The organism is Mesorhizobium sp. M0663, from assembly GCF_040320585.1.
Taxonomy (GTDB): Bacteria; Pseudomonadota; Alphaproteobacteria; order Rhizobiales; family Rhizobiaceae; genus Mesorhizobium.
Genome location: NZ_JAMYPX010000002.1, coordinates 269,474 through 292,082 on the forward strand (window position 1 = coordinate 269,474; position 22,609 = coordinate 292,082).

The 22,609-nt window shown below is 61.4% G+C and carries 17 protein-coding genes and 1 pseudogene; 12 read left to right on the top strand and 6 right to left on the bottom strand.

Annotation, left to right across the window (positions count from 1 at the left end):
- The first annotated feature begins 66 nt into the window (after positions 1-66).
- Both NKI54_RS04490 and NKI54_RS04495 read left to right on the top strand, forming a co-directional pair.
- Positions 67-1,062, top strand: a complete 996-nt coding sequence (locus NKI54_RS04490; protein ID WP_023677167.1) for a sterol desaturase family protein — start codon at positions 67-69, stop codon at positions 1,060-1,062.
- Positions 1,059-2,228 (top strand): GNAT family N-acetyltransferase, encoded by a 1,170-nt coding sequence (locus NKI54_RS04495; RefSeq protein WP_352635913.1) that lies wholly within the window; start codon positions 1,059-1,061, stop codon positions 2,226-2,228. The genes NKI54_RS04490 and NKI54_RS04495 overlap by 4 nt, the downstream gene beginning before the upstream one ends.
- Before the next feature lie 219 nt (positions 2,229-2,447).
- On the opposite strand, the gene NKI54_RS04500 is transcribed toward NKI54_RS04495, so the two are convergent.
- From NKI54_RS04500 to NKI54_RS04520, 5 genes and pseudogenes are all read right to left on the bottom strand, one after another.
- Positions 2,448-2,759, bottom strand: a complete 312-nt coding sequence (locus NKI54_RS04500) for a UBP-type zinc finger domain-containing protein (protein WP_036238601.1) — start codon at positions 2,757-2,759, stop codon at positions 2,448-2,450.
- A complete protein-coding gene (locus NKI54_RS04505; protein WP_352635915.1) occupies positions 2,756-4,447 on the bottom strand; it encodes an FAD-dependent oxidoreductase in 1,692 nt (563 codons plus the stop codon). Before NKI54_RS04505 ends, NKI54_RS04500 begins: the two co-directional genes overlap by 4 nt.
- Positions 4,448-4,805: 358 nt before the next feature.
- On the bottom strand, positions 4,806-5,660 hold the full coding sequence (locus NKI54_RS04510; protein WP_352690768.1) for an NADP-dependent oxidoreductase: 855 nt from the start codon (positions 5,658-5,660) through the stop codon (positions 4,806-4,808).
- 186 nt (positions 5,661-5,846) lie between these two features.
- Entirely contained in the window at positions 5,847-6,284 is a 438-nt protein-coding gene (locus NKI54_RS04515; RefSeq protein ID WP_031211895.1) for a CBS domain-containing protein, read from the bottom strand.
- A gap of 499 nt (positions 6,285-6,783) precedes the next feature.
- Positions 6,784-7,787, bottom strand: a pseudogene (locus tag NKI54_RS04520) (AraC family ligand binding domain-containing protein).
- A 71-nt stretch (positions 7,788-7,858) separates the two neighbouring features.
- Between NKI54_RS04520 and NKI54_RS04525 the strand changes: the two are divergent.
- From NKI54_RS04525 to NKI54_RS04550, 6 genes are all read left to right on the top strand, one after another.
- Positions 7,859-9,325 (top strand): alpha-glucosidase/alpha-galactosidase, encoded by a 1,467-nt coding sequence (locus tag NKI54_RS04525; RefSeq protein WP_023677174.1) that lies wholly within the window; start codon positions 7,859-7,861, stop codon positions 9,323-9,325.
- A 118-nt stretch (positions 9,326-9,443) separates the two neighbouring features.
- Positions 9,444-11,528 carry an ABC transporter substrate-binding protein gene (locus NKI54_RS04530; protein WP_352635919.1) on the top strand — a complete coding sequence of 695 codons (2,085 nt, stop codon included), beginning with the start codon at positions 9,444-9,446 and terminating at the stop codon, positions 11,526-11,528.
- A gap of 112 nt (positions 11,529-11,640) precedes the next feature.
- Positions 11,641-12,648, top strand: coding sequence for an ABC transporter permease (locus NKI54_RS04535; RefSeq protein WP_031211897.1), 1,008 nt, complete (start codon positions 11,641-11,643; stop codon positions 12,646-12,648).
- Between the two features lies 1 nt (position 12,649).
- Positions 12,650-13,783, top strand: a complete 1,134-nt coding sequence (locus NKI54_RS04540; protein ID WP_352467677.1) for an ABC transporter permease — start codon at positions 12,650-12,652, stop codon at positions 13,781-13,783.
- A gap of 10 nt (positions 13,784-13,793) precedes the next feature.
- Positions 13,794-15,461, top strand: a complete 1,668-nt coding sequence (locus NKI54_RS04545) for an ABC transporter ATP-binding protein (RefSeq protein ID WP_352636082.1) — start codon at positions 13,794-13,796, stop codon at positions 15,459-15,461.
- Positions 15,462-15,482: 21 nt separating this feature from the next.
- On the top strand, positions 15,483-16,853 hold the full coding sequence (locus tag NKI54_RS04550; RefSeq protein ID WP_352690769.1) for an alpha-glucosidase/alpha-galactosidase: 1,371 nt from the start codon (positions 15,483-15,485) through the stop codon (positions 16,851-16,853).
- A 26-nt stretch (positions 16,854-16,879) separates the two neighbouring features.
- Here NKI54_RS04550 and NKI54_RS04555 read toward each other — a convergent pair whose 3' ends face one another.
- Positions 16,880-18,082, bottom strand: a complete 1,203-nt coding sequence (locus tag NKI54_RS04555) for an ROK family transcriptional regulator (protein ID WP_352569054.1) — start codon at positions 18,080-18,082, stop codon at positions 16,880-16,882.
- Positions 18,083-18,326: 244 nt separating this feature from the next.
- On the opposite strand from NKI54_RS04555, the gene NKI54_RS04560 reads away from it, so the two are divergent.
- From NKI54_RS04560 to NKI54_RS04575, 4 genes are all read left to right on the top strand, one after another.
- Positions 18,327-19,598, top strand: coding sequence for an ABC transporter substrate-binding protein (locus NKI54_RS04560; RefSeq protein WP_352576428.1), 1,272 nt, complete (start codon positions 18,327-18,329; stop codon positions 19,596-19,598).
- 71 nt (positions 19,599-19,669) lie between these two features.
- On the top strand, positions 19,670-20,554 hold the full coding sequence (locus tag NKI54_RS04565) for a carbohydrate ABC transporter permease (protein ID WP_023677182.1): 885 nt from the start codon (positions 19,670-19,672) through the stop codon (positions 20,552-20,554).
- Positions 20,554-21,405 (top strand): carbohydrate ABC transporter permease, encoded by an 852-nt coding sequence (locus NKI54_RS04570; protein WP_352690772.1) that lies wholly within the window; start codon positions 20,554-20,556, stop codon positions 21,403-21,405. Before NKI54_RS04565 ends, NKI54_RS04570 begins: the two co-directional genes overlap by 1 nt.
- 58 nt (positions 21,406-21,463) lie before the next feature.
- Entirely contained in the window at positions 21,464-22,603 is a 1,140-nt protein-coding gene (locus NKI54_RS04575; protein WP_352455369.1) for an ABC transporter ATP-binding protein, read from the top strand.
- The last annotated feature ends 6 nt before the right edge of the window (positions 22,604-22,609 follow it).

Below are 22,609 nucleotides of genomic sequence, written 5' to 3' on the forward strand. Positions count from 1 at the left end.
GAATTTTGTGCTTTGCTATTCGCCAGATCGCCTTCTTACGACTTACGACCAGGAGCCGCTGCATCAATGTTTTCCGAATTTGCCAGAGCGATTGTGGAAAAGCTTTCGAACGTCAATCTGACCACGCTCGGCCTGCTTCTCCTCACCGCACTGGGCAGCGCGGTGATCGCCTACTGGCGAACTGCCGAACATAAGTCCCTCAGGGACTTTTTCGACTTCGCCTTCCCACAGGAAGTCATCCTGCACCCGTCGGCGCGAGCCGACGCCCTGTTCTGGATCACGAAACGGGCGATGATGCCTTTCCTGCTTATTCCTGCCGGCGTCACCTTCGTCGTCGCGGTGGGCTATGGCACACGTGAGGCAATTGGCTGGCTCCTTAACATCCACGCGCCGCTTCTCGGCGGCCCGGCGGGACCGGTGACGATCGTCATCTTCACCGCAACCATGCTGGTCGCCTATGATATTTCATACTACCTCTACCACGTCGCCCAGCACCGTTTCCCGTTCCTGTGGGAATTGCACAAGGTACATCATTCGGCCGAAGTGATGGTGGGGATCACCAAGGACCGGGTTCATCCGCTGGACGATCTGATGAACCGTATGTGGGATGGCGTCATCCCGGGCATCTGCTTCGGTGTCTGGAGCCTGATCGCACTCGATCCGGTAGAGGTCGCTATCTTCGGCATCAACGTCTACGTCATCCGCAACATCCTGATGATGGACTTTGTTCGCCATACGCATCTCAAGATATCGTTCGGCCCGTTGAACAACATCATCCTGTGTCCGCACTGGCACCAGGTGCATCACAGCATCGACCCGCGTCACTACGATAAGAATTTCGGCCTGCTTTTTTCGTTCTGGGATCGTCTGTTCGGAACGCAATTTGTCCCGGAGCCGGATGAAGACCTGAAATTTGGCCTGGTCGATCGCGATGTGCGCGATTACCAGTCGCTCTTTGGGCTCTACATCCTGCCGCTCAAGAAGATGGCAAGGCATGTCATGCGACTGTTTCACAGACGGCCCAATGTGGTCGCGCAGCCACAGGACAGTTCTCCTTCATGAACACCGCTGTTTCCATCGACGTCCTAGGCGCGGAGCGCCTGGAAATCGTCCGTTCGGCGGATCGCCTGGCTGCGATCGAAGCCGCTTGGATGGAGCTTTGGCATCGTACCGACGGGCTGATCTTTCAAAGCCATGCCTGGATTTCGGCATGGTGGAGTACCGTACAACGCCGTGACCAGCGCGCGTTGCGGATCGGCCTGGTCTGGAAGGGCGAGAGACTCGTTGCTGTCGTTCCGCTGGCGATCGGCAGGCGCAGGGGGCTGCGGTTTCTCGAATGGGCGGCCGGCAGCTATACCGACTATGGGGATATTCTCGTCGCTCCGGAATGCTCGTTATCGGCGCTGCAGGAGCTATGGACCCAACTCTGCGATGCAGGTGGCTTCGATCTTGCCTTGATCAGTCGTCTCTCGCCGGATGCGGCGGCCCGCAAAATTTTCACGCCGGGAGCTTCCGACGGCATCAGGCTTCGTCACTTTCACCGAACGGAAGTCAGCTATCGCGTTGCCGGACAATGGGAAAGCGGAGCGGCATGGTTGGCGGACCAGTCGAAAAAGACGCGCCAGAACTATCGGCGCGGCATCAAGGCGCTGGAAGAAACCGGAGAGGTGAGATTTCGCCTGCTTGCGCCCGACGAGCCGCTGCAACCGGTACTGGAGCGCCTCGCGGCCTTGAAGCGGAAATGGCTGACCGAGCGCATGCGTGAATCAGACCTCTTCGAAGAGGGCGTGCCGGTACTCGCCGCGCTCGTCGATGCGTTGGCGCGCGCCGGCGTGCTGCATATCTTCGTCCTCGAATGCAATGGCGTGATGGTCGCGGTGTCGATCAACTTCGTCCAGCACGACATGATGATGGCCTTCGTGACGACGTTCGATCCGGATTTCGGCCGGGCGTCGCCAGGTGTGATCCTGTTGATGGATTACGTGCAGTGGTCGATCGATCACGGCTTGAGCATGGTCGATTTCCTCTGTGGCGCAGAGTCGTTCAAACACAAATTCTCAACGCAGTCGGTTACGCTGGAATCCGTCATCGGGACGCGCACGGCACAGGGTGCGCTTGCATCTCTTGCCGATCGTGTCCTCCAGACCGTCAGGCATATGCGCGAGCGGTCATCGGCACCACCAGAGGGACGCGATACGCCCGCTCAAGCCGAAGCAGCCTTGGACTAAAGCGCGTCGCGTTCGATCGGCCTCATGCGACGCGCTTTAGATTCTTGTTTTATACATGTCGTTATCGCAAAACCGCTGCACTTTTGCGCGACATGCTTTAGAATGGTTCATCGTTTCACGGAAACGCCGAACAGCTCCATCTTTTGTTTTGACGCAATTCCGGATGAAAACCGTTCACACTTTTCCTGGAATTGCTGTAGCGGCCCGCTCGCAAAAAGCTCAAATGAAGCGCGGTATCGGACCGTTTTGCGGCGTGGTGCGGTCGCCGAGGTCGAGGAAGATTTCGTCGATGTAGCACCATCCCCAACCTTCCGGCGGATCGTAGCCTTCGATGACAGGATGGCCGGTTGCCCGAAAATGCTTGGTGGCATGACGGTTGGGCGAGTCGTCGCAGCAGCCGACATGGCCGCATGTGCGGCAGAGCCGCAGATGCACCCACTGCGAACCGCTCTTCAGGCATTCCTCGCAGCCGAGCGCGCTCGGTGTCACGTCGCGAATGTCCCCGGCGTGCCTGCATTCGTCTGCCATCATACGCTCCTGACCAGTTGTGGCGCCACGGCGAGACTGCCGTTTCGCGCGAGATATGCATGCAGCGCTGCAACCACCTGGGCGCCTTCGCCGACGGCAGCGGCGACGCGCTTGATCGAGCCGGAGCGCACGTCGCCGATGGCGAACACCCCGCCGCGGTTCGTCTCCAGTGCACCACGTTCCTGGCCAATGTCAGGCCCGGTGCGAACGAAGCCCTTCGCGTCCAACGCCACGCCGCATTGCGCCAGCCAGTCGGTGTTCGGATCGGCGCCGATGAACAGGAAGAGGTGGCGGATCGGACGTGCTGTCTCGGTGTCGCGGTTGCGCCAGCGCACTTTGCCAAGATTGCCGTCGTCGCCTTCCAGTGCCGCAATCTGCGTCTCAGCCAGCACTTCGATGTTCGGCTGTGCCCTGACGCGCTCCACCAGATAGCGCGACATGCTCGCATCGAGGCTGCTGCCGCGCGCCAGCAGCCATACCTTCTTCACATGCGCCGCCAGGTAGACGGCAGCCTGACCAGCCGAATTGCCGGCGCCGACAAGGGCTACCTCTTGCCCGGCGCAAAGCCGCGCTTCGATCGGCGAAGCCCAGTAATGCACGGAGGTTCCCTCGAATTGCGCCAGGTTTGCCATGTCGAGGCGGCGATAGCGCGCTCCGCTGGCGATCACCACCGACCGTGCCCGCACGGTCTCCCCGCCGCCGACGGCGAGCGTGTAGTGGGCACCGGACGTGTCGCTTGCGCTGCCCAGCAGCTTCGCCTCGTCCGGTATCACCATCTCGACGCCGAATTTCTGCGCCTGGTTGTAAGCGCGCGCCATCAGCGCCATTCCCGAAATGCCGGTCGGAAAACCGAGGTAGTTCTCGATGCGCGAGGAGGCACCCGCCTGTCCGCCGAAGGCACGGCAATCGAGCACGATCGTCGACAACCCTTCGGAAGCCGCGTAGACGGCCGCCGCGAGGCCGGCCGGTCCGGCGCCGACAATGGCCACGTCGTACAGCTTGCCGGCGTCGATCGGCCTCACCAGGCCGATGCAGCGGGCAAGCTCGTTCTCTCCGGGATTGAGCAGCAGCTTGCCGTTCGGACAGAGCACGATCGGCAAATGGTGGATATCGACATGGAAGCGTTCGATCAGGGTCCTGGCGCAGGGATCGGCAGCCGAATCGAGAACGCGATGCGGCTGACCGCTGCGAGCCAGAAAACCTTGCAGCCTCAAAACGTCGCCGCTGTCGACCGGTCCGACAATGATCGGGCCGGCTGTGCCGCTCTCGAGCAGGCCGACACGGCGCAGGATCAGCGCCCGCATGATGCGCTCGCCGAGGTTTGCTTCCTGCACCATCAGGTCCCTCAGCTTTTGCGAGGGGATGACGAGCGCCTCGACCGGCTCGACCGCCTCCACATCCACCAGTGAGGGTCGGGCTGAAAGCTGCGCCAACTCGCCGACGAAATTGCCTGCACCGTGCGTGACGATTGTTTCGCGCCGGCCGAAGCTGCCGCCCTGGATGATATCCACCTTGCCGGACAGGACCACGATCAGACCGGGCGCCAGCTCGCCGGCTTTGACGATCTGTTCGCCTGCAGCATAGGACACAGCTTCGCCGAAACGGCCCATGCGGTCCAGGTCCGCCTCAGCCAGCACTGGAAACATCTGATCGCGACGGGCAATGGAGATCGGATTGGCGGGTTGAGACATGGTTCGAACCTATCGCCGGTTTCCGACAGTTTGAAGCGGTTTTTGCGGCTTGCGGCCGGTAGGAACTAGCCCGCCTGTCGGCAAACGCTGTGTCCTGCGCTTCGCAGTTAACTGACGGCGGCGGTGCGAAGGTGTCGTCGCGACGTGCCTCACAATCCGTTGCATCTCCTTGATTTGTTTGATTTGCGCATCCCGGCAAACCCGGCGCATGCTGCTTCAGCCGGCACCTGCCTAAGCCGGCCAGGCCCGGCGGGCCGTCCTGTGTCAAACTCTCGGCCGCCGGGCTTCTGGACAGCAGAAAACGGCCTGTGTCCGAGCACTCCGCAAACTGGCCTGCGGCCTGTTGTTCGGCGAGTGCTCAGGCAGCTACCTGAAGCACAATCTTGCCGCGCGTATGCTGCTTCTCGAGCTGTTCCTCGGCCCTGGCGACTTCCTCAAGAGGATAGATTGCCTGCACGAATGGCCTGACCTTCCCGGCGTCGATGAGGCGGCTGATCTCGGCAAGCTGCGCCGCGTTCGGCTTGGTCAAATAGGAAACGCCGCGAGCCCGATGCAGGCGGGCCTTCTCCGCCGACGGTTCGGAAAGCGTTGAGACGAGCGTCCCGCCGGGCTTGAGCACGTCCCACGAGCGGTCCTGTGTTTCACCCGCTACCAGGTCGAAAACGAGGTCGACGTCCTCGACAAGCTCCTCGAAGCGCTGGTTCTTGTAATCGACCGCCTGGTCGGCGCCAAGCGCGCGGACGAAATCGAAATCCTGCGCGGAAACGGTCGTCGCGACAAACGCGCCCGCGGCCTTTGCGAACTGCACCGCCAGATGACCGACGCCGCCGGCGCCGCCATGGATAAGGACCCGCTGCCCGGATTTGAGGCCGCCGTGATCGAAAAGGCCTTGCCACGCGGTAAGGCCCGCAAGTGGCACGGCGGCGGCTTCGGCGTGGCTTAAGCGTTGCGGTTTCGCTGCCGCCTCCGTTGCCTTGACGACGACATATTCGGCGTTGCCGCCGCGGTCGTTGCCGAGCATGGCATATAGTGGATCGCCCTTCTTCAGCATATGGGCCCGCGTGCCGCACAGTTCCACCACGCCGGATACGTCGCGGCCGAGCGTGACGGGCAGATCCGCGCCCGAAGAGCCCTCGCGAACCTTGTAGTCGACGGGATTGACGCTTGCCGCGTAGACCTTGAGCGTGACCTCGTCGTCATGCGGCTGAGGCAACGGAACCGCGTCCAGCGAAAGAAACCTCGGGTCCACCAAAATCGTGGATACGGACGGCCTTCATCGTAATCATGGCTTGCTCCTCGTCGGGTTGCAGTCCAGTTCGCTCTGAACAGTTTCGCCGGCAGGCCGGCGTCTATCCAGCCGGCGGTTCGATCGTAGCAAAGGCCGGCCGGTGGTGCGCCGTCAGTGTATCGTTTGCGAGTGCTCGCCGCCGGGTTGCGAGATGCCGCTCAGCGCTTCACCTGCTGTCGCCGTTTCGCTGTTGGTGGCGAGGTCGCCCAGCGAAACGATGCCGACCAGGCGCTTGTCGCGGTTCAGCACCGGCAAGCGGCGCACTTTCAGGTCAGCCATGTTACGCAGAACATCCTCCGCGTCTTCGTCTTCGAAGCAATACCTGACCTCGGTGCTCATCACTTCCCGTACCTTGGCGTCAGGTGTCTTGCCTTGGGCGACGCCGCGGATTGCGATGTCGCGATCCGTTACCATGCCGACAAGCCGATCGTTCTCGCCCACCGGCATTGCGCCGGCGTCGAGGCGACCCATCATTTCTGCCGCATCGCGCAGGGTTTGCTGCGGACTGGCGATCTCGACGTCCTTTGTCATGCAGTTGCTAACTTTCATTTTAACCTCCGTTGGTTGCAGGACCCGCCGCGGGTTTCCATGATGGAAGGGTGAATGAGCGCCAGCGCAAAACGTTCCATGGCAAGACCCGTTTCGAGCGCTTCGCCGAAATCACCCTTGCCATCCTCCACCCGACCGCCCTTCAGGCGGTCGGCCCGGGAAAGGTCGGTTCCGAAGGAATTTCGGAAGGCGTGCCGGGAGGAACTCCGATCGGCTCCTGGTCCGGCGTCGGAATTGGATCCGGCGAGGGCGGGGGTACGCCTGGAGGTTCTCCCGGCGGAGTCTCCGGCGGGGCAGGCGGCCGGGCCGGCTCCGGATTGGGATTGTCCGGCAGTGGATTCGGGTTATTCGGATCGGGATTGTTCATCGATCACTCCCCTGACAACTGTGACCTGATCTCCGCCAAGAGCGGGTTGCCGCAGCGGCGAGCAGGCTCTCTTGTCCTAAACCAAGGGGAAGCAAAAGCGTTCCCGCTTCCGACGCCACGCGCGGTGCCAATCTATCGGGCGGTTCCCAGGCTGGCATACATTCCGTTGGTGCGGAATTGCGTCGGGTTGATGCCGTAGAGGCGGCGGAAGACCTTCGAAAAGTAATTGGCATCCTCAAAGCCGCACATGATGGCGACTTCCTTGACCGGCAGGAAATCGGTCTTCGTCAGCAACTTCGCCGCGCGCTGCAGTCGCTGCTGCAGCACAAATTCGGCGGGCGGAAGTCCCTCGCTCTCGGCGAAGCAGCGCGAGAAATGCGCGCGGCTCAGGCCGCTGATCTCAGCGAGATCGGCAACGCGGAGCGGCCTGTCGAGATTGGCCCTGATGTGATCGATGACCGGCTGCATGGCGCTCTTGTCGTCGGTGACGGCATGCGAGCCGAAGACATCGTCGTAGAGCGCCATGGCTGCTTCATAGGCGACGGCCGAGGCGGCTCCCGGCGAGACCGCGCCCGTGATCAGGCGCACACTGCAATCAGCCAGATGATCGATCGTCGAGGGCTGCAGCCGCAGCACCGGACCGACGGCGGCAAGGATCGACTTGTGGATGCGCAGTGCCTCCTCGCCGTTCATCGATATCCAGAAGAACTCCCAGCGTTCGCCCTTGGCCAGCCAGTAACGGTGGTTGTGCGGCACGAGAACCAGCAAAGTGTCGCCCTTTTGCAGGCGGTAGTTCCGGTTCTCGTAGCGCAATCGGCCGGTGCCGCTGATCGTATGCTGGAGCACGGTAAACGGCGTCAGGCCGCGCTTGCGCCCATCCCAGTCGTAGACCTCGTTCTCGCGCACTTCATAGCCGGTGCTTGTCGGCATGGTGTGTAGGCGCTGGCGCCCGCGCGGCAGCGATACCGTCCTGCCCGCCGGCCCGATGTCGATCAAGTTCCGCAGCACAAAATTACCCCTAAAAGCATAATCCTTCTCTGGTCGCGTGCCGAATAAGGCGCATAATCCCTCGAGAAAAGCAAAAGAAACCGCGGTCAAAGAGCGGATGGGAGGAAGTGCCGGATTCCAGCCTGCATAGCGTGGCAGGCGGGCCAGGCCTCTTTTCTCCGCCTTTGCCCTAGCATTCGATCAGGTCGAGGTGAGGCTGATGAGTTTCAAGATCGCTATCATCGGTGCGGGAAGCGTCGGGTTCACCAAGAAGCTCTTCACCGACATTTTGTGCGTTCCTGAATTCAGGGATGTCGAATTCGCATTGACCGATCTCAGCGAGCGCAACCTCCAGATGATCAAGTCGATCCTCGACAGGGTCGTCGAATTCAACAGGCTGCCGACCAAGGTTACGGCAACGACAGACCGCCGTGCTGCCCTCGAGGGCGCCCGCTACATTATCAGCTGCGTTCGCGTCGGCGGTCTCGAAGCCTATGCGGACGATATCCGCATTCCCTTGAAGTATGGCATCGACCAGTGCGTCGGCGACACGATCTGCGCCGGCGGCATCCTCTATGGCCAGCGCAACATTCCGGTAATCCTCGATTTCTGCAAGGATATCCTCGAAGTTGCCGAGCCTGGGGCGAAATTCCTGAACTACGCCAATCCGATGGCTATGAACACCTGGGCGGCGATCGAATATGGCAGGGTCGATACCGTCGGCCTCTGCCACGGCGTCCAGCATGGCGCCGACCAGATCGCCGAAGTGCTCGGCGCCAAGTCGCGCACCGAGCTCGACTACGTCTGCTCCGGCATCAATCACCAGACCTGGTTCATCGACCTGCGTCTCAACGGCCGCAAGATCGGTAAGGACGAGCTGGTTGCCGCCTTCGAGGCGCATCCGGTCTATTCGCAGCAGGAAAAGCTGCGCATCGATGTCCTGAAGCGCTTCGGCGTCTATTCGACCGAAAGCAACGGCCATCTTTCCGAATACCTGCCCTGGTATCGCAAGCGGCCGGACGAAATCACCCGCTGGATCGACATGTCCGACTGGATCCACGGCGAGACCGGCGGCTACCTTCGTTATTCGACCGAAACACGCAACTGGTTCGAAACGGAGTTCCCGCAATTTCTGGAATCCGCCGCCAGGCCGATAGACCCCGCCAAGCGCTCCAACGAGCATGCCAGCCACATTCTCGAGGCGCTGGAGACGAACCGCGTTTATCGCGGCCATTTCAATGTCAAGAACAATGGCATCATCACCAACCTGCCGCAGGATGCGATCGTCGAGTCGCCCGGCTTTGTCGACCGCTTCGGCATCAACATGGCCGCCGGCATCGCGCTGCCGGAGGCCTGCGCCGCCACTTGCATTTCCTCGATCAACGTCCAGCGCATGTCGGTTCATGCGGCGATCTCCGGCGATATCGACCTGCTGAAGCTCGCCGTCCTGCACGATCCGCTGGTCGGCGCGGTTTCGACGCCGGAAGAGGTTTGGCAGATGGTGGACGAAATGGTCGTCGCCCAGGCCCGCTGGCTGCCTCAATATGCCGATGCGGTGCCGGCCGCGAGGGAGCGGCTTTCGAAATCCAGGGTCAAGACCCGCGAATGGGCCGGTGCGGCAAGGCGCGACGTCCGTTCGATCGAGGAATTGCGTGCGGAAAAAACGGCTCTCAAGCAGGCCGTCTGAATTTCGCCAGGACGGATCGCGGCGAGCTTTCGGAGGATTTTCCGCACCCGTCTGTACATTCGTTCGAGGAGAAATGGAGCGGCGTCAACGCGCTCCTGAACAACAGGGAGGAGAGACGATGAGGAATTTTCGAAACATTGGCATTCTCGCCGGGCTGGCGCTTAGCGTCTCGGCCTCGGCGCTGAACGCGTATGCATCCGAGCCGACCGTGCCGCCGGTGCCCGCGCAATTTCCCGCCGAGGGAAAGATCAAATACGTCGCGCGCGACTCCATCCTGGAGTTCAAGGCACTTCCGGAATACCACGAACCCGATTGGGTCACCGACAAATACGTCAAGGCAGGCAAGCTGCCGCCGGTCAAGGACCGGCTGCCGAAGGAGCCGCTGGTCTTCAAGACCGGCAATATGCCGGACGGCGTCGGTGTCTACGGTGATACGATGCGTCATGTCATCGGCGGCCGGCCGGAGGGCTGGAACTACGGCGCCGGCCAGACGCAAGGCTGGGGCGGTATCGACATCGGCCTTTCCGAATGCCTGACGCGCACCGCGCCGCTGTTCCAGGTCGAGGCCAAGGACACGGAGCCGCTGCCGAACCTCGCCAGGAGCTGGGACTGGTCCAAGGACGGCCACACGCTGACGATGCATCTGGTCGAGGGCGCGAAATGGTCGGACGGCGTTCCGTTCAACGCCGACGATGTGATGTTCTACTGGGACGACGAGGTGATCGACCCCAATGTGTCGCCGCTGAACGGCGCGACGCAGGAGACCTTCGGCGTCGGCACGACGTTGAAGAAAATCGACGACTACACCGTCGAGTGGACGTTCAAGGGCGCCTTTCCGAAACAATACCTTTACGCCATGGCTTACGGCACCTTCTGTCCGGGCCCGTCGCATATCCTCAAGCCGCAGCATCCGAAATATTCGAAGAACACCTACGAGCAGTTCAAGAACGCGTTCCCGCCGGAATATATGAACATGCCGGTGATGGGCGCCTGGGTGCCAGTGGCATACCGCCCCGACGACATCATCGTCATGCGTCGCAATCCGTACTATTGGAAGGTCGACGAGAAGGGCAACCAACTGCCGTATCTCAATGAACTGCACTACAAATTGTCGACCTGGGCCGACCGCGACGTTCAGGCCGTCGCGGGAGCCGGCGACTTCTCCAATCTGGAGCAGCCGGAGAACTTCGTCGCCTCGCTGAAGCGCGCGGCGCAAAAGGACGCACCGGCACGGCTTGCGTTCGGCGCGCGGCTGATCGGCTATAATCTGCGCATGAATTTCTCAGCCAATGGCTGGGGCAACCCCGACGAGCGCGGACAGGCGATACGCGAGCTGAACCGCAACGAGGACTTCCGCAAGGGCGTCACCATGGCGCTCAACCGCAAGGCGCTCGGCGACTCGCTGGTCAAGGGTCCGTTCACTGCCGTCTATCCGGGCGGCTTATCCTCGGGCACGAGCTTCTACGACCGGAAGTCGACGGTCTACTACCCCTTCGATCTCGAAGGCGCCAAGGCGGAACTCGCCAAGGCAGGCCTGAAGGACACGGACGGCGACGGCTTCGTCAATTTTCCTGCCGGTACCGCCGGCGGCAAGAATGTCGAGATCGTGATGCTCGTCAACAACGACTACACCACCGACAAGAGCCTTGCCGAAGGTGTCGTCGCCCAGATGGAAAAGCTAGGGCTGCGGATCGTGCTCAACGGACTCAACGGCACCCAGCGCGATGCCTCGCAATACTCCGGCCGCTTCGACTGGCTGGTCCGGCGCAACGATCAGGAGCTGACTTCCGTCGTCCAGAATACCGATCAACTGGCCCCGGTCGGTCCACGAACCAGCTGGGACCATCGTGCGCCGGAAAACGGCGAGGTCGATATGATGCCTTTCGAGAAGGACCTCGTCGACATCGTCAACAAATTTGTCTCGTCCGCGGACAATGACGAGCGCGCCAGCCTGATGAGAGAGTTCCAGAAGATCTCGACCGAGCACGTCTACAATGTCGGCCTGACGGAATATCCCGGCGCGCTGATCATCAACAAACGCTTCTCCAACATCCCGCAGGGCACGCCGATCTTCATGTTCAACTGGGCCGAGGATTCGATCGTCCGCGAGCGGGTCTTTGTCGCTGCCGACAAGCAGGCCAAATACGAGCTATTCCCCGAAGAGCTTCCCGGCAAGCCCGGAGACAAGGGCCCGATGAACTAGGTTTACCTCCCCTGACTGAGAACTCCGGCCGCGCCAGTTGGCGCGGCCGGACAAAGCAAACCTCCGTACGCTCAAAGAGAGCGACCGGCCAGACAAGGAAGCGGACCGACCGATGTTGCGATTCCTGCTCACGCGCATAGCGTCGGCGATCCCGGTCCTCGCCATTCTGAGCCTGGTCACCTTCGCCATCATCCAGGCGCCGCCGGGCGACTATGCCGACTACATCCGCTCGCAGTTGATCAATCAGGGCGGGGCCTCATTCGCCGAGGCCGACGCGCAGGCCAAGGCCTATCGGATAGAACATGGTCTCGATAAGCCGCTGCCCGTCCAGTATCTCAACTGGATCGGCGGCATCATCACCCGCGGCGATTTCGGCTACAGCCTCTATTACAATAAGCCGGTGGCCGATGTGGTGGGCGAGCGCCTGCCGCGCACGCTGCTCCTGGCGCTGGTGTGCCATCTGCTGGCCTCGGTCCTCGGTATCACCTTCGGCATATGGGCGGCGACCAGGCAGTACAGCTGGATCGACAGTACGCTGTCAGCGATTTCCTTCCTCGGCATGACGGTGCCGCGCTTCCTGATGGCGCTGATCATCGTCTATCTGCTGGTCTTCCAGTTCAACGTTTCCGAGATCGGCAGCTTCTTTTCGCCGCAATTTGGCGGGGCGCCGTGGTCCTGGGCGAAGTTCGTCGATCTCGTCCGGCATGTCTGGCCGGTTGTCGCCATCGCCACCTTCGGCGGGCTCGCCTACAACATGCGGGTGATGCGCGGCAATCTGCTCGACACGCTGAACGCGCAATATGTCGAAACCGCTCGCGCCAAGGGCCTTAGCGGCGGTGCGGTCGTGATGCGCCATGCGGTGCCCAATGCGCTGCATCCGCTGGTCATGTATCAGGGCGTGGTGCTGCCCTATATGCTGACCGGCGAGATCGAGACCGCGATCATCTTTGCCCTGCCGACCGTCGGCCCGGCGATCGTTGGCTCGATGGCGGTCGGCGACGTCTATGTCACGGCGACATTCATGATGGTGCTGTCGGCGACGCTGATCGTCGGCAACATCATCGCCGACATGCTGCTCGTCATGCTCGATCCGCGTGTGCGCCAATATGCAGGGTCCTGAGATGCTTGCTTTCGAGCCCTCGCTGCCGCCACTTGCCGAGGAACCGGCCAAGATCAAGCCGCGCGGCAATGAGAGTTACATCGCACTCGTCTGGCGCCGCCTGAAACGGTCCTGGACCGGCATGGCCGGGCTCATCCTGGTCGCGTTTCTGGTGCTGCTGGCGGTGTTTGCCGACTTCTTCGCACCGATGGATCCCAAGGTGACCGATGTCGGCTTCGCCCCGCCGCAGATGATGAGCTTCCATGACAAGGACGGCAACTTCGTCTTCCAGCCACGCGTCTATGCCCTGGCGGATTCGGAAGACCTCGACCCGGTTACCTTCCAACCCGTCGTCGGGCCGGACTACGACCATCCGCGGCTGCTCGGCTTCTTCGTCAAGGGAGCGGAGTACAGACTGCTCGGCCTGCTTCCCGCGAACCGGCACTTCTTCGGCTCGACCGACGGCCAGCCGGTGCACTTCCTTGGCACCGACAAATTCGGTCGCGATGTGCTGGCTCGTGCGATCTATGGTTCGCGCATCTCGTTGATGATCGCATTGACCGTGGTCTTCATCGTCACCGTGATCGGCACGACGGTCGGCATGGTGTCGGGCTATTTCGGCGGCACATTCGACGTCTGGGTCCAGCGCTTCGTCGAACTGGTGCTCGCGTTTCCGCAATTGCCGCTTTATCTGGCGCTGACCTCGCTGGTTCCGGTGACGGCGCCGACGAATGTCTTCCTGGCCTTCGTGATCGTCGTCATGTCGGCACTCGGCTGGGCGCAGATGTCGCGCGAAGTGCGCGGCAAGACCCTGGCACTGGCGCGGATCGACTACGTTCGTGCGGCGATGGCGGTCGGCGCCACAGATGGCCGCATCATCATGCAGCATATTTTTCCAAACGTGATGAGCCACGTCATCGTTGCGGTCACGTTGGCGATCCCCAGCGTCGTCCTGCTCGAATCCTTCCTCGGTTTTCTCGGCTTCGCGGTGAAGCCGCCGCTGATCTCCTGGGGCCTGATGCTGCAAGACACCGCGACCTATTCGGTCATCGGCACTTATCCCTGGATCCTTTCGCCGGTCGGCTTCGTGCTTGTCACCGTCTTCGCGTTCAACGCGCTTGGCGATGGACTGCGCGATGCGGTCGATCCTTATTGAGCATGACATGATGCAACACGCGCTCGTCAAATCCTTCGCACCGCCTGTCCGGCTCGACCATGACGGCCGTTCGGAAAACCCGGTCATTGATGCCCGCAACATCGCCGTCGATTTCAAGGTCGAACACGGCATGATCGAAGCCGTCAAGGACATCTCCTTCCAGCTCTATCGCGGCGAGACGATCGCCATTGTCGGCGAGTCGGGATCGGGCAAGTCGGTGACGGCGCGCACCGTCATGGGACTGTTGTCGAAGCGCGCAGTCGTGTCGCCGAAATCGACTGTCGAATACAACGGGGCGAACATCCTGAAATTTTCCGAGCGTGCGCGGCGCAAACTGCGCGGCGACCGCATTTCGATGATCTTTCAGGAGCCGATGAGTTCGCTTAACCCGATCTACACGATCGGCAGCCAGATCGTCGAGGCGATACGGGTGCATCGCAAGATGAGCCGCAGGCAGGCCGAAGCAAGAGCGCTCGAGCTGCTGCAGCAGGTACAGATTCCTGAGCCCCAGGCGCGGCTGAAACAATACCCGCACCAGCTTTCCGGCGGCCAACGCCAGCGTGTGATGATCGCCATGGCGCTGGCCAACGATCCCGATGTGCTGATCGCCGATGAGCCGACGACGGCGCTCGACGTCACGGTTCAGGCGCAGATCCTCAATCTCATCCGAAACCTGCAGAAGAAACTGCGCATGGCGGTGATCCTGATCACGCACGACCTGACCGTGGTGCGGCAGTTCTCCGACTATGTCTACGTCATGCAGCATGGGGAGATGCGCGAGCACAATGTGACGGAGAAGCTGTTCGCCAATCCGCAGCATCCCTACACCTGTCACCTGCTTGCCTCCGAGCCGCGCGGCCAGGCAAATCCGTTGCCGGAAGGCGCCGACATTATTCTTGAAGCTAGGAATGTGCGCGTCTCCTTCATGCTGCGGCATGGCACGTTCATGAGGCCGGACCTGCGCGAACTCGTCGCCGTCGACAGCCTCAGCCTGACCCTTCGGCGGCACGAGACGCTGGGTCTCGTTGGCGAATCCGGATCGGGCAAGACCACCTTCGGCGAGGCGTTGCTCAGGCTCAACACCACGGACAGCGGCGAGATCTATTTCGATGGCCAGCCGATCCATGGCTGTTCGCGCGCGCAGATGCGGCCGTTGCGGTCGCGCATGCAGGTCGTCTTCCAGGATCCGTTCTCGTCGCTCAACCCGCGCATGACGATCGGCCAGATCATCGAGGAAGGGCTGGTCGTCAACCGCATGGGCGCCACCAGGAACGATCGGATCGAGCGCGTGCGCGAGGCGCTGATCAGCGCCGGCATGCCCGGCGATATCCTCTCGCGCTTCCCGCACGAGTTTTCCGGCGGCCAGCGCCAGCGTATTGCGATTGCCCGCGCCGTCGCGCTCGAACCGGAATTCATCGTACTCGACGAGCCAACATCGGCGCTGGATCTCTCGGTCCAGGCGCAGATCATCGAATTGCTGCGCAAGCTGCAGCGCGAACGGGGCCTGAGCTACATCTTCATCTCGCACGACCTCAAGGTCGTGCGGGCGCTGTGCCACCGCGTCATCGTCATGCAGCACGGCAAGATCGTCGAAGAGGGGCCGGTCGACGAAGTCCTGTCCCATCCCAAGACCGCTTACACCGAACGGCTGGTCAAAGCCGCTTTCGAGGTAGCCTAATTGCTTATGCCGGAGGTTGTTGTGGCAAGAAATCCCAAGGTCGCTTTCATCGGAGCTGGCTCGACGGTGTTCATGAGGAACATCGTCGGCGACATATTGCAGCGTCCGGCTTTATCCGGCGCGACGATCGCGCTGATGGACATCAATCCGCAACGGCTCGAGGAAAGCGCAATCGTCGTCGGCAAGCTGATCTCGACGCTTGGCGTAAAGGCCAAAGCCGAAACCTATTCGGACCAGCGCAAGGCGCTGGCGGGCGCCGATTTCGTCGTCGTCGCCTTCCAGATCGGCGGCTACGAGCCCTGCACGGTAACTGATTTCGAAGTTCCGAAGAAATACGGGCTGCGCCAGACCATCGCCGATACGCTCGGTGTCGGCGGCATCATGCGAGGCTTGAGAACCGTGCCGCATCTCTGGAAGATCTGCGAGGACATGCTCGCGGTCTGCCCGCAGGCGATCATGCTGCAATATGTCAACCCGATGGCGATCAACACCTGGGCGATCGCGGAGAAATACCCTGACATCAACCAGGTCGGCCTCTGCCATTCGGTGCAAGGCACGGCGATGGAACTGGCGCATGATCTCGACATTCCCTACGAAGAGATTCGCTACCGCTCGGCCGGCATCAATCACATGGCCTTCTACCTGAAGTTCGAGCATCGCCAGCCGGACGGCTCCTACCGCAATCTCTATCCGGATCTGCTGCGCGCCTACAGCGAAGGGCGGGCGCCGAAGCCTGGATGGAATCCGCGCTGCCCGAACAAGGTGCGCTACGAGATGCTGAAGCGCCTCGGTTACTTCGTCACCGAGAGCTCCGAACATTTCGCGGAATACACGCCCTATTTCATCAAGGACGGGCGCGAGGATCTGATCGAGAAATTCGGTATCCCGCTCGACGAATACCCGAAGCGCTGCATCGAGCAGATCGAACGCTGGAAGGGGCAAGCGGAAGCCTATCGCTCGGCTGACAAGATCGAAGTGGAGCAGTCGAAGGAATATGCGTCCTCGATCATGAACTCGGTCTGGACCGGCGAGCCGTCGGTGATCTACGGCAACGTCCGCAACAATGGCTGCATCACGACATTGCCGTATAATTGCGCGGCCGAGGTGCCATGCCTCGTCGACGCCTCCGGCATTCAACCCACGTTCATTGGCGACCTGCCGGTGCAGCTCACCGCGCTGATCCGCACCAATATCAACGTCCAGGAGCTGACGGTCCAAGCGCTGATGACCGAGAACCGCGAGCACATCTATCACGCGGCGATGATGGACCCGCACACGGCGGCCGAGCTCGACCTCGACCAGATATGGTCGCTGGTCGATGATTTGCTGGTTGCGCATCGCGATTGGCTGCCGGCCTGGGCGCGTGGAGCGCGCAGCGTTCGGGCGGCCTGAGGCGCAGGGCTGTCTGTTTCACTCACCTATGCCGACCATAGGGCCGGCTTTGAAAGCGGAGCGGCGTTGCCGGCAGATGTTTCGAAATCAAAGAGTTTCTGCGTTACGAGAGCAGCCGCTCCCCTTGCCCAGGAATTGTCCTCCCAGTCCAGCAGCATTGGTGGTGCCGCGCGAAAGGTATTTTTCCCAAGCGTCAGCCGCATTGGGCCAAACAGCGCATCGCCAAACGACACGGCTTCACCGCCGACGACAATGACCTCCGGGTCGGTGATGTTGACAAGATTGGCGAGATGCCGGCCGATGCCATGTCCGGCTTCTTCGAGAATGGCGACGGCTCGCGGTTCGCGGTCTGCCAAGGCTGCCATAAGGCTGACTTTGCTATCCGTTTCGTTGTGCCCGGTGGCTTCGCGCCAGGTGCGCAGGATCGCCGGCTCGGCGTAATAGGCCATCAAGCAGCCGCGTTTTCCGCACTCGCAAAGGCGGCCGTTCTCCTCATAAGAGCTGTGGCCGAACTTGCCGGCGGCACCGTTCGCGCCGCGATAGAGTTTGCCATCGAAGACGAGCGCGCAGCCGATTCCGACGCCGATCGCCAGCACGGCCATATTGCGGTGCTGGCGTCCGAGGCCGAAGAGTTGCTGGGCAATGGCATAGGCATTGGTGTCGTCCTCAAGCCACACGGGGACGTCTACCAGTTCGGCCAGCATCGGGCCAAGGGGAACGTTGTCCCAGTTGTAGCGATTGCTGCGGATACACACAGCCTTCTGGTTGTCTATGACGCCAGGCATTGAAATGCCGATCCCGGCAAGCTTGGCAGCGGGCCGATCGACAATCGAAATCAGCTCCGGCACCGCCTTGGCCAAGGTCGCTATGATATGGTCGGGATCGCTGTCCGAGAGCTTGACGCGCAGAGAGCCCAGCGGATTGGTCGCAAGATCGGTGACCACGCATTCGACCGATCCGACCATCAGCTTGAAACCTATGGCAAGGCCGTTGGCATAGTTGATATCCACCGGGATAGGGCGGCGCCCAGCCGAGCCCACGACTGTCTTGCCTTCGATCAGCAGGCCATCCTCGATGAGGTCGGCCACGACGAAGGTGACCGCTGCCGGACTAAGGCCGGTAACTGACGCTATGTCGGCCCGGCTGCGCGCTCCTTCCTGCCGCAAGAGATTGAGGATCAGTCTGCGGTTCATCGCCCGAGTCGTGCTCGGGTCACCCTTGAGCTTCACGGATCCGCTTTCTTAATTTTGTAAATTAATTATTGCCTCTCGAGAAAACGTATGCATAAGTTTGCCCGACTGTTCAACACCCGAACCGGGGGTCAGCGAAATTAATCCGGTTAGCAATATCACCGCGCTCTGAAGGAGCGGGCAAGCATATTCCCTTGCCCGGGAGGTGAGCGGTGCCGGTGAGAAGAACAACCGCGCCGGCCGGTGTGCCAGTAGAGAAATTGACAACACGGGAGGAGTAACAATGACGTTCAAGTGGATTGAAAAGCCGTCGACGCGGCGCAATTTCCTGAAGGGAGCTGGGGGCATTTCCGCTGGAGCCCTCGCGGGCTTCCCGATGCCGGCACTCAGCCAGTCGAGCGAAGTCACCATCATTTCAGACGAAAACAATGCCGATGCCCTGCGGATCTTGCGGCGCATTGCGGCCGACTTCGAGAAGCAGTCCGGCACCAAGGTTGTGATCAACAATATGGATCACGAGGCCCACAAGACCGCGATCCGCAACTACCTTGTCGCCGGGGCGCCGGATGTCTGCTTCTGGTTCTCCGGAAACCGCATGCGCGCCTTCGTCACCCGCGGCCTGTTCGACGACATTTCGGATCTGTTCGAGAAGGAAAAGTACAAGGACGTGCTGGGTGCCATGACCGGTGCCGTCACTGTCGACGGCAAGCAGTATGGCCTGCCGACTGGCGGCACGATGTGGGGCATGTTCTATCGCAAGGACGTCTTTGCCGAGCACGGACTGACGGTGCCGGCGACCTGGGACGAATTCCTGGCTTACGGCCAGAAGTCCAAGGCTGCCGGCCTTATTCCCGTCAGCATCGGCACCAAGGAACTCTGGCCGGCGGCCGGATGGTTCGACCAGATGAACCTGCGGATCAACGGTCTCGACAAGCACTTTGCCTTGATGAACGGCAAGATGGCTTACACCGACCCGGCGCTGACGCCTGTTTTCGACCACTGGGAAGAGCTGATCAAGCAGGGTTTCTTCACACCGGATCAGACGTCGTTCGGCTGGCAGGAGGCCGGCGCCTTCCTCGCCCAGAAGAAGGCCGGCATGATGAACCTCGGTGCCTTCGTGAAGGCTACTTTCCCTGAGCAGGATCTCGAGCAGCTGACATTCGCTCCTTTCCCGAAGATTGACGGCGCCCTCGACCGCTACGAAGAATTCTCGGTCAATTCGGTCCACATCCCGGCCAACGCCAAGAACAAGGCGGGTGCCCGCGAGTTCCTCGCCTTCTTCTACCAGCCGGAAAATTTCGGCCCTTATCTGGAACCTGGCGGCAACGTTCCGCCGCGCAACGACCTTCCGGCCAGCAAGGATCCGCTGGTCAACGCAGCCGTGGAAAGCCTGAAGACGGTGGCCGGCACATCGCAATATTACGACCGCGATACCGATCCCGACATGGCCCAGGCCGGCCTGGTCGGCTTCCAGGAATTCATGGCCAAGCCGGAGCGCCGGGACGCCATTCTTCAGCGTCTCGAGGGAACCCGTCGCCGGATCTTCAAGATCTAGCGCCTCCCAGCGGAGGGGAGCGGGGTTCGTGCTCTGCTCCCCGATGCTTTCCGTGAATGAGGTCTCCCAAAATGACGAAGCTTTGGCGCCGCCATCGCTGGTGGCTGACACCGACACTTCTGATTCTGCCCGCCGCTGTGCTGTTTTCCGTCGTCATTCTGGCATCTGCGGTCGAGAGCCTATGGATCAGCCTGCACGAATGGGACGGCTTCAGCCCGATGGTCTGGATCGGCCTCGGCAACTACCGCGAACTGTTCGCCGACCCGCAGTTCTATGTTTCGCTGAAGAACAATCTGATCTGGTTGGTGATGTTCATGCTGGCGCCGCCGCTCGGCCTCGCCATCGCGCTGCTCGTCAACCAGAAAATCCGCGGCATGCGCCTGCTCAAATCGCTGTTCTTCATTCCGCTGGTGCTGGCTTCGGTTGCCGTCGGCGTGGTCTTCACCTGGGTCTATACGCCGGAATTCGGACTTCTCGCCCTGATCTTCCGCACCTTCGGCGCGACCGCCCCGGCAGTGCTGTCGGATGAAAATTTCGTCACCTTCGCCGTCGTGATCGCAGCGTTGTGGCCGCAGATCGCCTTCTGCATGGTGCTCTATCTCGCCGGCCTCAACAATCTCAGCGAGGACCTGATCGGCGCCGGGCGGGTCGACGGCGCCAGGGGCTGGAACATGCTGCGCCACATCGTGTTGCCGCAGCTGACGCAGGTCACCTTTATCGCCATCGCCGTCACTGTCGTCGGCGCACTGCGTTCCTTCGACATGGTCTCGGTGATGACCAGCGGCGGCCCCTTCGGTTCGTCCGAGGTGCTTGCCTATCAGATGTTCGAGCAGTCCATATTTTCCTACCGCTTCGGCTATGGCGCGGCCATTGCCTCGGTGCTGTTCGTGATCATGGCGGTCTTCATCGCCTGGTACCTGACGCGGATGATCCGCGCCGATGAAAGAGGCGGCTGATGTTTCCCCGCCCGATTCCCGAGATTGCTATTTGGCAGCGTGGCCTCTATGTCGTGCTGGTGGTCGGCATCCTGATTGTCTGGCTGGCGCCGCTCTTTGCCATCATCCTTACCTCGTTCCGCTCTACGCAGGATGTCATGGGCGGCAATCTGTGGGGCTGGCCGACCCAATTCGGCCTGGTCGACAACTACACGGCGGTCTTCACCCAGACGCCGATGGCCCGCTACTTCCTCAACACCCTGACGATCACCATCCCCTCGGTGATCGGCGTTCTCATCTTGAGCACGCTCGCCGGGTTCGTGCTCGCCCGTTACCGTTTTCGCGGCAACATGCTCGTCTTCGCCCTGTTCGTCGGCGGAAACTTCCTGCCGCACCAGATCATGATGATCCCGGTGCGCGATCTCATGGTGCGGCTCAACCTCTACGACACGATGGCCGCCCTGATCATCTTCCACATCGCCTTCCAGACCGGGTTTGCGACACTGTTCATGCGCAACTTCATCGCCGCGTTGCCGGGAGAACTGTTTCAGGCCGCCAGGGCCGAGGGCGCGACACCGTTTCAGACATTGGTACATGTCGTGGTGCCGCTGGTGCGGCCGGCTCTTGCGGCGCTGGCGATCCTGCTCTTCACCTTCATCTGGAACGATTATTTCTGGGCGGTCGTGCTCACCATCAGCGATACCGTCAAACCGGTAACCGCCGGCCTGGCCAACCTGCGCGGCGAATGGGTTTCGGCCTGGAACTTGATCTCGGCCGGAACCATCGTTGTGGCTTTGCCGCCGGTTGCCATGTTCTTCCTAATGCAGAAGCACTTCATCACCGGCCTCACCATGGGAGCGGTCAAGGGATGAGCGACCATGGCTTCAAGGCGTCGCCCCGATCCGAAACTCATTTCGCAAGCAGGGCTCCATGACCAGTCTTGAACTCCGGCAGATACAAAAGAATTATGGCAGCTACCACGCGCTGCGCGGCATCGATCTCAGCGTCGAACAGGGCGAGTTCATTGTCACCGTCGGGCCGTCCGGCTGTGGCAAGTCAACGCTGTTGAAGATCATCGCCGGGCTTGAAACCGTCTCGACCGGTGAAATTCTCATCAACGGCCGTGATGTCACCACCACCGAGCCGGGTGAGCGCGGCATTGCCATGGTCTTCCAGTCCTATGCGCTTTACCCGCATATGACGGTCGCCGAGAACATGGGTTTCGGCCTGCGCATGGCGCATCGCCCCAAGGCCGAGATCGATGCCGCCGTGCTGCGAGCCGCCAAGATCCTTCGCATTACCGACCAGCTCGACAAGCGGCCGAAACAGCTTTCCGGCGGCCAGCGTCAGCGTGTGGCGATCGGCCGTGCCATAACCCGCTCGCCCGACGTGTTCCTGTTCGACGAACCGCTATCCAACCTTGACGCAGCGCTGCGCACGCAGATGCGCGTCGAGCTTTCCGATCTGCACGCCAGGCTCGGCGCCACCATGGTCTATGTCACGCACGACCAGACCGAGGCGATGACAATGGCGAGCCGTATCGTCGTGCTCAATCGCGGCTCGGTCGAGCAGGTGGGCGCTCCGCTCGAACTCTACCGCAATCCGGCCAATCTCTTCGTCGCGGGCTTCCTCGGCGCACCCCGAATGAATTTTTTCGAAGTGACCGTCGCCGCTGTCTCCGGCGGCGCCGCCACGCTGTCGACCGCCGGCCTTTCTCCTTTGACTGTCGAACTGACGGAAGCGGCATCCGTACAGGTCGGCGATAGGGTGACGATGGGGATTCGGCCGGAGAGCATCAGCTTGGCCGCGGAAGGGACGGCGAGTTTTGCCGGACGGGTACGGCTGGTCGAGCATCTCGGCCGCGAGACCATCCTCTATGCCGACGCCGGCCCGCTGCAATGCGTCAGTTCCGAAAGCGGCAGCGGCAACGTCACCGTCCAGATCGGCCATGCGAGTGCCGTCGCCGCCGATGCGACCGTCGGCTTCAAGGTCGAGCCGCGTGACGTCTATCTCTTTTCCTCTGTCGATGAGCGGACAATCAGTGCCCGCAAATCCACCATCACCGACTGACCTGCA

Coding starts and splice junctions, on each gene's coding strand:
- NKI54_RS04490 (WP_023677167.1), top strand. CDS start 67: ATGTTTTCCGAATTTGCCAGAGCGATTGTGGAAAAGCTTTCGAACGTC.
- NKI54_RS04495 (WP_352635913.1), top strand. CDS start 1,059: ATGAACACCGCTGTTTCCATCGACGTCCTAGGCGCGGAGCGCCTGGAA.
- NKI54_RS04500 (WP_036238601.1), bottom strand. CDS start 2,759: ATGATGGCAGACGAATGCAGGCACGCCGGGGACATTCGCGACGTGACA.
- NKI54_RS04505 (WP_352635915.1), bottom strand. CDS start 4,447: ATGTCTCAACCCGCCAATCCGATCTCCATTGCCCGTCGCGATCAGATG.
- NKI54_RS04515 (WP_031211895.1), bottom strand. CDS start 6,284: ATGAAAGTTAGCAACTGCATGACAAAGGACGTCGAGATCGCCAGTCCG.
- NKI54_RS04525 (WP_023677174.1), top strand. CDS start 7,859: ATGAGTTTCAAGATCGCTATCATCGGTGCGGGAAGCGTCGGGTTCACC.
- NKI54_RS04530 (WP_352635919.1), top strand. CDS start 9,444: ATGAGGAATTTTCGAAACATTGGCATTCTCGCCGGGCTGGCGCTTAGC.
- NKI54_RS04535 (WP_031211897.1), top strand. CDS start 11,641: ATGTTGCGATTCCTGCTCACGCGCATAGCGTCGGCGATCCCGGTCCTC.
- NKI54_RS04540 (WP_352467677.1), top strand. CDS start 12,650: ATGCTTGCTTTCGAGCCCTCGCTGCCGCCACTTGCCGAGGAACCGGCC.
- NKI54_RS04545 (WP_352636082.1), top strand. CDS start 13,794: ATGCAACACGCGCTCGTCAAATCCTTCGCACCGCCTGTCCGGCTCGAC.
- NKI54_RS04560 (WP_352576428.1), top strand. CDS start 18,327: ATGACGTTCAAGTGGATTGAAAAGCCGTCGACGCGGCGCAATTTCCTG.
- NKI54_RS04565 (WP_023677182.1), top strand. CDS start 19,670: ATGACGAAGCTTTGGCGCCGCCATCGCTGGTGGCTGACACCGACACTT.
- NKI54_RS04570 (WP_352690772.1), top strand. CDS start 20,554: ATGTTTCCCCGCCCGATTCCCGAGATTGCTATTTGGCAGCGTGGCCTC.
- NKI54_RS04575 (WP_352455369.1), top strand. CDS start 21,464: ATGACCAGTCTTGAACTCCGGCAGATACAAAAGAATTATGGCAGCTAC.